Annotated in this window: 7 protein-coding genes; 5 read left to right on the top strand and 2 right to left on the bottom strand. The window is 44.6% G+C overall.

Annotation, left to right across the window (positions count from 1 at the left end; all coding sequences use genetic code 11):
* The first annotated feature begins 293 nt into the window (after positions 1-293).
* Positions 294-1,613 (top strand): uracil-xanthine permease family protein, encoded by a 1,320-nt coding sequence (locus J2S23_RS09755; protein ID WP_307122540.1) that lies wholly within the window; start codon positions 294-296, stop codon positions 1,611-1,613.
* A gap of 453 nt (positions 1,614-2,066) precedes the next feature.
* Here the strand turns inward: J2S23_RS09755 and pepT are convergent, their stop codons facing one another.
* Positions 2,067-3,290: a peptidase T gene (gene pepT, locus J2S23_RS09750; protein WP_307122539.1), complete on the bottom strand. Its 1,224-nt coding sequence runs from the start codon at positions 3,288-3,290 to the stop codon at positions 2,067-2,069.
* 366 nt (positions 3,291-3,656) lie between these two features.
* A complete protein-coding gene (gene guaA / locus J2S23_RS09745) occupies positions 3,657-5,219 on the bottom strand; it encodes a glutamine-hydrolyzing GMP synthase (protein ID WP_307122538.1) in 1,563 nt (520 codons plus the stop codon).
* 119 nt (positions 5,220-5,338) lie between these two features.
* On the opposite strand from guaA, the gene J2S23_RS09740 reads away from it, so the two are divergent.
* From J2S23_RS09740 to J2S23_RS09725, 4 genes are read left to right on the top strand one after another with little or no spacing between them, the layout of a single operon-like run.
* Positions 5,339-6,037, top strand: a complete 699-nt coding sequence (locus J2S23_RS09740) for a GntR family transcriptional regulator (protein ID WP_307122537.1) — start codon at positions 5,339-5,341, stop codon at positions 6,035-6,037.
* A gap of 9 nt (positions 6,038-6,046) precedes the next feature.
* Positions 6,047-6,700 carry a uracil-DNA glycosylase gene (locus J2S23_RS09735; protein ID WP_307122536.1) on the top strand — a complete coding sequence of 218 codons (654 nt, stop codon included), beginning with the start codon at positions 6,047-6,049 and terminating at the stop codon, positions 6,698-6,700.
* 4 nt (positions 6,701-6,704) lie between these two features.
* The gene (locus J2S23_RS09730; RefSeq protein WP_307122535.1) at positions 6,705-7,175 is read left to right on the top strand and encodes an NUDIX hydrolase; all 471 of its coding nucleotides are present in this window, start codon (positions 6,705-6,707) and stop codon (positions 7,173-7,175) included.
* Positions 7,168-7,515 (top strand): MazG nucleotide pyrophosphohydrolase domain-containing protein, encoded by a 348-nt coding sequence (locus J2S23_RS09725; RefSeq protein WP_307122534.1) that lies wholly within the window; start codon positions 7,168-7,170, stop codon positions 7,513-7,515. The genes J2S23_RS09730 and J2S23_RS09725 overlap by 8 nt, the downstream gene beginning before the upstream one ends.
* Positions 7,516-7,517: the final 2 nt, after the last annotated feature.

The raw sequence follows: 7,517 nt of genomic DNA, 5'->3' as shown, positions 1-7,517 counted from the left end.
CGAAAACTGGATCAATCATTATCCTAAGAAAATACTGAACTATTTGTCTCCTGCACAGTTTCTTGAAAATGGCTAACTTCTACTTGAAATTTAGCGAAAGAACAGCTATCTTAGAAGATGATTGGTTCTCATCTTTGAGACTAGATTTTTAGTTTGATTTATGATATGATATCATACAGCGAAGGGCTTTTAATGTCATCCCGTGAGGTGACAAAGGCACGTAGAACCGGAAAACTACTAGGCCCTATTGCGTTATCATTAGGGCTTTTAGTATGCCTAGAAAAGAGGAAATTATGGAGTCAAGCACTTCACGCGTTAACTTATTATTGGATGTAGATCAAACCCCACCCTTAGCCAAGGGCCTTCTCCTCAGTGTCCAGCACGTTTTTGCCATGTTTGGAGCAACTATTCTCGTTCCTTTGATTTTAGGGATGCCAGTATCCGTTGCCTTGTTTGCATCTGGTATCGGAACGCTCATTTACATGGTGGCAACACAGTTTAAAGTTCCTGTTTACTTGGGATCATCTTTTGCCTATATCTCTGCTATGGCCTTTGCCATTGAACAAATGGGTGGTGACATCAAGGCAGCTCAAACTGGGGTTGTTTTGGTTGGTTTAATCTATGTAGTTGTTGCGGGATTGGTTAAGTTTCTTGGGACAAAATGGATCGATAAGTTATTGCCTCCAATTGTGATTGGACCTATGATTATGGTCATCGGTCTTGGCCTTGCAGGCTCAGCTGTATCCAATGCGGGCTTTGTGGCTGATGGGGATGTTAAGAATATTATCGTTGCCATCGTCACTTTCCTCATCACAGCTTTTATTAACACCAAAGCCAAAGGTTTCCTTAAAATTATTCCTTTCCTTTTCGGGATTATCGGCGGTTATATTGTAGCTATCTTCTTTGGCTTGGTTGACTTTACCCCAGTTCTAGAGGCTAACTGGTTTGAACTCCCTGGCTTTTACCTACCGTTTTCAACGGGCGGTGTTTTCAACACCTATGAACTTTACTTTGGTCCAGAGACATGGGCCATCCTCCCTGTAGCAGTTGTAACGATTGCGGAGCATATCGGTGACCATACCGTCTTGAGTGAGATCTGTGGTCGTCCATTCTTGAAAACCCCTGGCCTCCATCGTACATTGATTGGTGATGGTGTGGCAACTGCCTTGTCTGCTTTCATAGGGGGGCCTGCTAATACGACTTACGGGGAAAACACAGGTGTTATCGGGATGACACGGATTGCTTCGGTATCCGTTATTCGCAATGCAGCTTTGATTGCTCTTGGACTCAGTTTCTTTGGCAAATTTACTGCCCTTATCTCGACCATTCCGACAGCAGTCCTTGGTGGTATGGCTATCCTCTTGTATGGGGTAATTGCCAGCAATGGTCTTAAGGTCATGATTGAGCGCCAAGTTGATTTCCGTCAAGTGCGCAATCTCATTATCGCGAGCTCTATGTTGGTACTCGGCTTAGGTGGTGCCGTTCTTGAAATTGGTGCAGTGACCCTCTCAGGGACAGCCCTCTCAGCAATCGCAGGAATTCTTTTAAACCTTATCTTGCCACACGAAGAAAAATTCGATGACCACAAGGTCGAAGAGTTATTGGAAAAATAAAAATAAAAGAGCACCGTTTCGGTGTTCTCAGATTGAAGACAAAGTTATTTTTGAAACTTTCCTTAGGTTTCTCGCTTTCTAGTTTTCGGGCTCCAACTTAAAACGATCCACTGGATCGTTTTAACAGACGGTTGCGACTCCCTTCGGAATTCCAAACCTAAGTTTTGAGCCTTCTTCGCTTTTTCATTTCCAAGCTCAGACCTGAAATAGTCCACTGGACTCTTTCACCCCAAAACTTCCGAGTACCTGAAACGCAATAGTTTCAGGTACTTTTATCACAGCGGAAAGTTTCGATACTTGCTCGCTTAGCCCGCAAAAAATCAACTTTTTAAATCCCTGGTAGAACTTCGTAATGTCCTTTTGATAGAAAACTAGGGTTTGTCTACGTCCTAAGAGCACCGAAACGGTGCTCTTTTTGCTGTCCTATGTGTAAAAGCTCCATCTGGAGTTTTTTTAGCCTTTGTGAGAGACAATGCCAATGATGACATCGACGGCTTTTTCCATGGTTTGAAGACTAACAAACTCAAAGCGGCCATGCATGTTTTCCCCACCGGCAAAGAGGTTTGGAGTTGGGATGCCAAGGAAAGAAATCTTAGACCCATCTGTACCGCCACGAACGGGTTCAATAACTGGGGTTATCCCTTGTTGCTCCATGACTGTTTTGGCAATGGTAATTGGGGTCATGTCTTTTTCAATGACTTTTCGCATGTTATAGTATTGATCATGCATCTTAAGAAGGACACGTTCGGTATCGAACTGAGCATTCATGCGATCTGCGATATCTTGCAAGAGTTGCTTACGAGCTTGGAAAGTGTCATCTGCGAAATCACGAATAATGTAGGCAGATGTCGCATGGTCAACGGTTCCCTCTAAATTCATCAGGTGGAAGAAGCCTTGATAACCCTCTGTATGCTCAGGACGCTCAGTCTCTGGCAATTGGTTATGAAAATCGATTGCTAGTTGGAGGGCATTAATCATACCGTTTTTTGCAGAACCTGGGTGGACATTACGACCGATAAATTCAAGATTAGCAGCAGCAGCACTGAAGGTTTCGTATTGAAGCTCCCCAAGCGGTCCGCCATCAACGGTATAGGCGAAGTCGACATTAAAGTCCTCAACATCAAACTTATCCGCACCAACACCAATTTCCTCATCAGGGCCGAAACCAACACGAATTTCGTAGTGTTTAATGTCTGGATTTTGGACCAGATACTCGATAGCTGTCATGATCTCCGCAATACCTGATTTGTCATCAGCACCTAATAGGGTAGTGCCATCTGTCGTAATCAGGGTTTGGCCTTTGTAGCTAGTCAGCTGAGGGAAGTCTTTTGGACTCAGCTCATAGCCAGAAGTCCCTAGGGCGATGGCCAGGCCATCGTAGTTCTCAATGACTTGAGGTGACACATTTTCAGCATTGAAGTCAGCTGTGTCCATGTGGGCAATAAAGCCAATCTTACGACTTAGACTGGGGTCATTGGCTGGAAGTGTTCCGACCGCAAAGCCATTTGGCAAGTAGTGGACATCCTGCAACCCAACACGCTCCATCTCAGGAAGTAAGATATTTTGAGCAAAGTCAACTTGAGACTGGGTAGATGGAGTAGTTGTAGAATTTTCGTCCGAGCGAGTGTTGACCTTAACATAGGTTAAAAAACGATCTAATAATGTATCGTATGGCATAAAGTTTCCTTTCTGTTTTCCTTAAAAAGGACGTTTCAATCTATTTAAAAGTTTATCACAATTAGCCATAAAAGGCTAGAAGGGAAGTGAGTTCGATTAATTTGGAAAAATGTTAATAATTGACCATTTTGAACTAGCTATGGACAATTGATTAAACAAAAAATCAATGATTTATACATTTGCAAAATATTTGCAGAAGACAACAAAAAAGGCTTTGAAATCATAGCCTTTTTAAGTAGTTTTTAATATTTTAAACAGTAGCTGTCAGCTGTTCCTCACTTCGCTAAGCTCGTTAGCTCACAGGATAGCCTTCAGGGGTAATACTAAGCCCTCTCTCATTTGCTTTGCAAACAGAATCGCGCAGTATTACTCCCACTCCACTGTTGCGGGTGGTTTGCTGGTGATGTCGTAGACGATGCGGTTGACGTGATCAACTTCGTTGACGATGCGGACAGAGATCTTTTGGAGAACTTCCCATGGAATCTGTGCAAAGTCTGCAGTCATGCCGTCGATAGAAGTGATGGCACGAATGGCAATAGTGTAGTCGTAAGTCCGACCATCGCCCATAACCCCAACAGAGCGTACGCCAGTGTTCACGGTAAAATACTGCCAAATGTCACGGTCAAGACCTGCTTTAGCGATTTCTTCCCGAAGGATAGCGTCTGATTCACGAACGGTTTCTAATTTTTCTTCAGTGATTTCACCCATGACACGGATGGCAAGACCAGGGCCTGGGAATGGCTGACGCCAAACAATCTCATCAGGCATACCTAGAGCAGTACCTAGGGCACGCACTTCATCTTTGAAGAGGGTGTTAAGTGGCTCAATAAGCTCAAACTGCATGTCTTCTGGTAGTCCACCAACGTTGTGGTGGGACTTGATGGTTTGAGCCGTCTCGGTACCTGACTCGATAATGTCTGTGTAGAGCGTTCCTTGTGCCAAGAATTTAACATCCTGAAGCTTGCTGGCTTCGTCATCAAAGACATAGACGAATTCGTTTCCGATGATTTTACGTTTTTGCTCTGGATCAGAGATGCCAGCCAATTTATCAAGGAATCGTTTAGCCGAATCAGCCTTGATAATGTTCAGGCCAAATTTGCCACCAAGCATTTCCATAACTTGGTCAGCTTCGCCTTTACGGAGAAGACCGTGATCAACGAAGATACAGGTCAATTGATCGCCAATGGCGCGTTGGAGAAGCACCCCAACAACAGAAGAGTCGACACCACCTGATAGACCAAGGAGGACTTTTTTGTCTCCGACAGTTGCACGGATTTTCTCAATTTCCATGTCGATGAAGTTATCCATTGACCAGTCCGCTTTAGCACCACAGATGTTAAGGGCAAAGTTACGGAGAATGTCGTTTCCGTATACGGAATGGCGTACTTCTGGGTGGAACTGGATACCGTAGATGTTCTTCTCAGTGTTTTCAATGGCTGCAAATGGGCAATCTGCGGATTGACCAGTGCGGACAAACCCTTCAGGAATTTCAGTGACCGCATCTCCGTGGCTCATGAGAACCACTTGTTTTTCAGGCGTGTTTTCAAAAAGAGCAGAACCAGTCTGAGTCATTTCAGATTGGCCGTATTCACGGTTTCCTGCTTCACCAGCAGGAACGACTTTCCCGCCGAGGCGGTCTGTAAGAAGCTGCATGCCGTAGCAGATTCCTAGGATAGGAACACCCAGTTCAAAGATATCTTCGTCAATGCCGAATGAATTCTCAGCATAAACTGAATTTGGACCTCCTGATAAAACGATACCGATCGGATTTAGGGCCTTGATTTCCTCAGCACTAAGTTTGTGGCTTTTGAGTTCGGAGAAAACCCCAAATTCACGGATACGACGGGTAATCAGCTGGTTGTACTGGCTACCATAGTCCAAGACGATGATTTTTTCAACGTCTGTGAAGTCTTTTGAAATGCTAGTCATGACTTTCCTTTCTTAAAAAGCAATGTGATGATTTTATTTTACCATAAAACGTGTCATTTTCTATGGTTAAATGGATTTATTGTTGGAAATTTGATAAGATATGGAGGAAAGAGGTGCTTATGTTACCAGCATACATACAAATTCATAACCAAATCAAGGATGAAATCGACCAAGGCATCTGGAAAATTGGTCAACGCCTACCTAGTGAGCGGGATTTTGCTGACCATTTTGAAGTGAGTCGGATGACCTTACGCCAAGCGGTCACCCTTCTGGTGGAAGAAGGGGTCTTGGAGCGAAAAGTAGGCTCTGGAACCTATGTGGCCAGCACGCGCATCCAAGAAAAAATGAGGGGAACGACGTCCTTCACAGAAATCATCAGGTCTCAGGGGAAACACCCGTCCAGCCAAGTGATCTCATACATCGAAAGCAAACCCAATAAAAAAGAGCAGGCCCATTTGGAATTGCGACCGACGGAAACGGTCATTCGGATGGAGCGGGTTCGGTATGCTGATGAGGTTCCAGTGGTATATGAAGTTGCGGTGGTCCCGAAGAAGTTTATCGCAAGGTTTGCTAAAGAAGACATCACCCAGCATTTCTTTAAAACCTTGACAGAGCATGGCTTTAAGATTGGCAAAAGCCAGCAGACCATCTATGCACGCTTAGCAGAAGGAGTCGTGACAGATTACCTCGGCCTTGAAGCTGGTCAGGCGATTTTAGGCTTAACACAGGTGTCTTACTTTGATGATGGTCAGGCCTTTGAATACGTGAAGAGTCAGTATGCCGCAGAACGGTTTGAATTTTATTTAGAAAACAACTAGGAGTAATTTATGGAGCATTCGGCTTGGCATGAGGCTATAAAAGCGCAGTTGCCAGATCAGTATTACGGCAAAATCAAGGCCTTTCTAAACACTGTCTATAATGATGGGGTGGTTTACCCGCCCAAAGACAAGGTGTTTGCAGCCATTCAGCGGACGCCTCTTGACGCGGTCAAGGTCCTTATCCTAGGTCAAGACCCCTACCACGGACCCGGTCAAGCCCAGGGATTATCTTTCTCTGTGCCGGATAGTACGCCAACGCCACCGTCCCTTCAAAACATTTTAAAAGAATTAGGCGATGATATTGGGATCAAAACATCCCATGACTTAACGCCTTGGGCAGACCAGGGAGTTTTGCTCCTCAATGCCTGTCTGACTGTACCTGCTGGTCATGCAAACGGTCATGCAGGTCTCATCTGGGAGCCTTTTACAGATGCCATTATCAAGGTTGTCAATGCCCAGGATACGCCTGTCGCCTTTATTCTCTGGGGGGCCTATGCGCGTAAAAAAAAGGCCCTGATTACCAATAAAAACCATTTGATTTTAGAGTCAGCGCATCCCAGCCCCTTGTCGAGCTACCGAGGTTTCTTTGGTAGCCGTCCCTTTTCAAAAGCCAATGCTTTTTTGGTGGCAAATGGCAGAGCACCGATAGATTGGTTGAGGTGATGAGATGGTAAGATTAGCAACCATTTGTTATGTAGACAATGGAGAGAGTCTTTTGCTCCTCCACCGAAATAAGAAGCCAAACGATGTCCACGAAGGCAAGTGGATAGGCGTTGGCGGCAAGTTTGAAGCTGGAGAAAGTCCAGAAGAATGCGCCAAGCGTGAAATCCTGGAAGAAACAGGTCTCACTGCAAGAACCATGAACCTCTGTGGGGTCATTACCTTTCCTGAATTCACCCCTGACAATGACTGGTACACCTATGTGTTCAGAGTAACGGCCTTTGACGGTGACTTTTTAGAAGACTGCCCAGAAGGCGAATTGGAGTGGGTGCCTTATGGCCAAGTTCTACAGAAACCCACCTGGGAAGGGGACAGAACCTTCCTGACCTGGATTCTAGAAAATCGCCCCTTTTTCTCAGCGAAATTTAGCTACAAAGACAATGAATTGGTCGATGAAGAGGTGGTGTTTTATGAGTGATTCTAACAAATCTTATTCTATTACAGACCTGCAAGTCTACTTAGCTCATCATTATCAGGGAGATCGAGATGAGCAAGGTTTCTTCATGAAACTGGTGGAGGAAGTCGGAGAAGTGGCTGAAGTTCTGAACCAAAGAGCAGGTCGTAAAGCACAAGACAAAGCTGATTTGGATGCGGAATTAGTCACAGAGCTAGCAGATATCATCCATTACGTGGTGGCTATTGCTGCCATCAACGGTCTGAATTTAAGCCAGACTATTATAGAGAAGGATAAAAAAGCAGCTATCAAGTACCAACATAAACGAAATTTAGAAGAATTTTTAAGGAAGTCTAAGGACTAAGA

It is taken from the genome of Streptococcus moroccensis, from assembly GCF_030812835.1.
Lineage (GTDB): Bacteria > Bacillota > Bacilli > Lactobacillales > Streptococcaceae > Streptococcus > Streptococcus moroccensis.
This window is presented reverse-complemented; position numbering and strand designations above follow the sequence as displayed.

Bases quoted from the DNA above. Each gene is read 5' to 3' on its own strand.
- J2S23_RS09755 (WP_307122540.1), top strand. From the start codon at position 294: ATGGAGTCAAGCACTTCACGCGTTAACTTATTATTGGATGTAGATCAA.
- pepT (WP_307122539.1), bottom strand. From the start codon at position 3,290: ATGCCATACGATACATTATTAGATCGTTTTTTAACCTATGTTAAGGTC.
- guaA (WP_307122538.1), bottom strand. From the start codon at position 5,219: ATGACTAGCATTTCAAAAGACTTCACAGACGTTGAAAAAATCATCGTC.
- J2S23_RS09740 (WP_307122537.1), top strand. From the start codon at position 5,339: ATGTTACCAGCATACATACAAATTCATAACCAAATCAAGGATGAAATC.
- J2S23_RS09735 (WP_307122536.1), top strand. From the start codon at position 6,047: ATGGAGCATTCGGCTTGGCATGAGGCTATAAAAGCGCAGTTGCCAGAT.
- J2S23_RS09730 (WP_307122535.1), top strand. From the start codon at position 6,705: ATGGTAAGATTAGCAACCATTTGTTATGTAGACAATGGAGAGAGTCTT.
- J2S23_RS09725 (WP_307122534.1), top strand. From the start codon at position 7,168: ATGAGTGATTCTAACAAATCTTATTCTATTACAGACCTGCAAGTCTAC.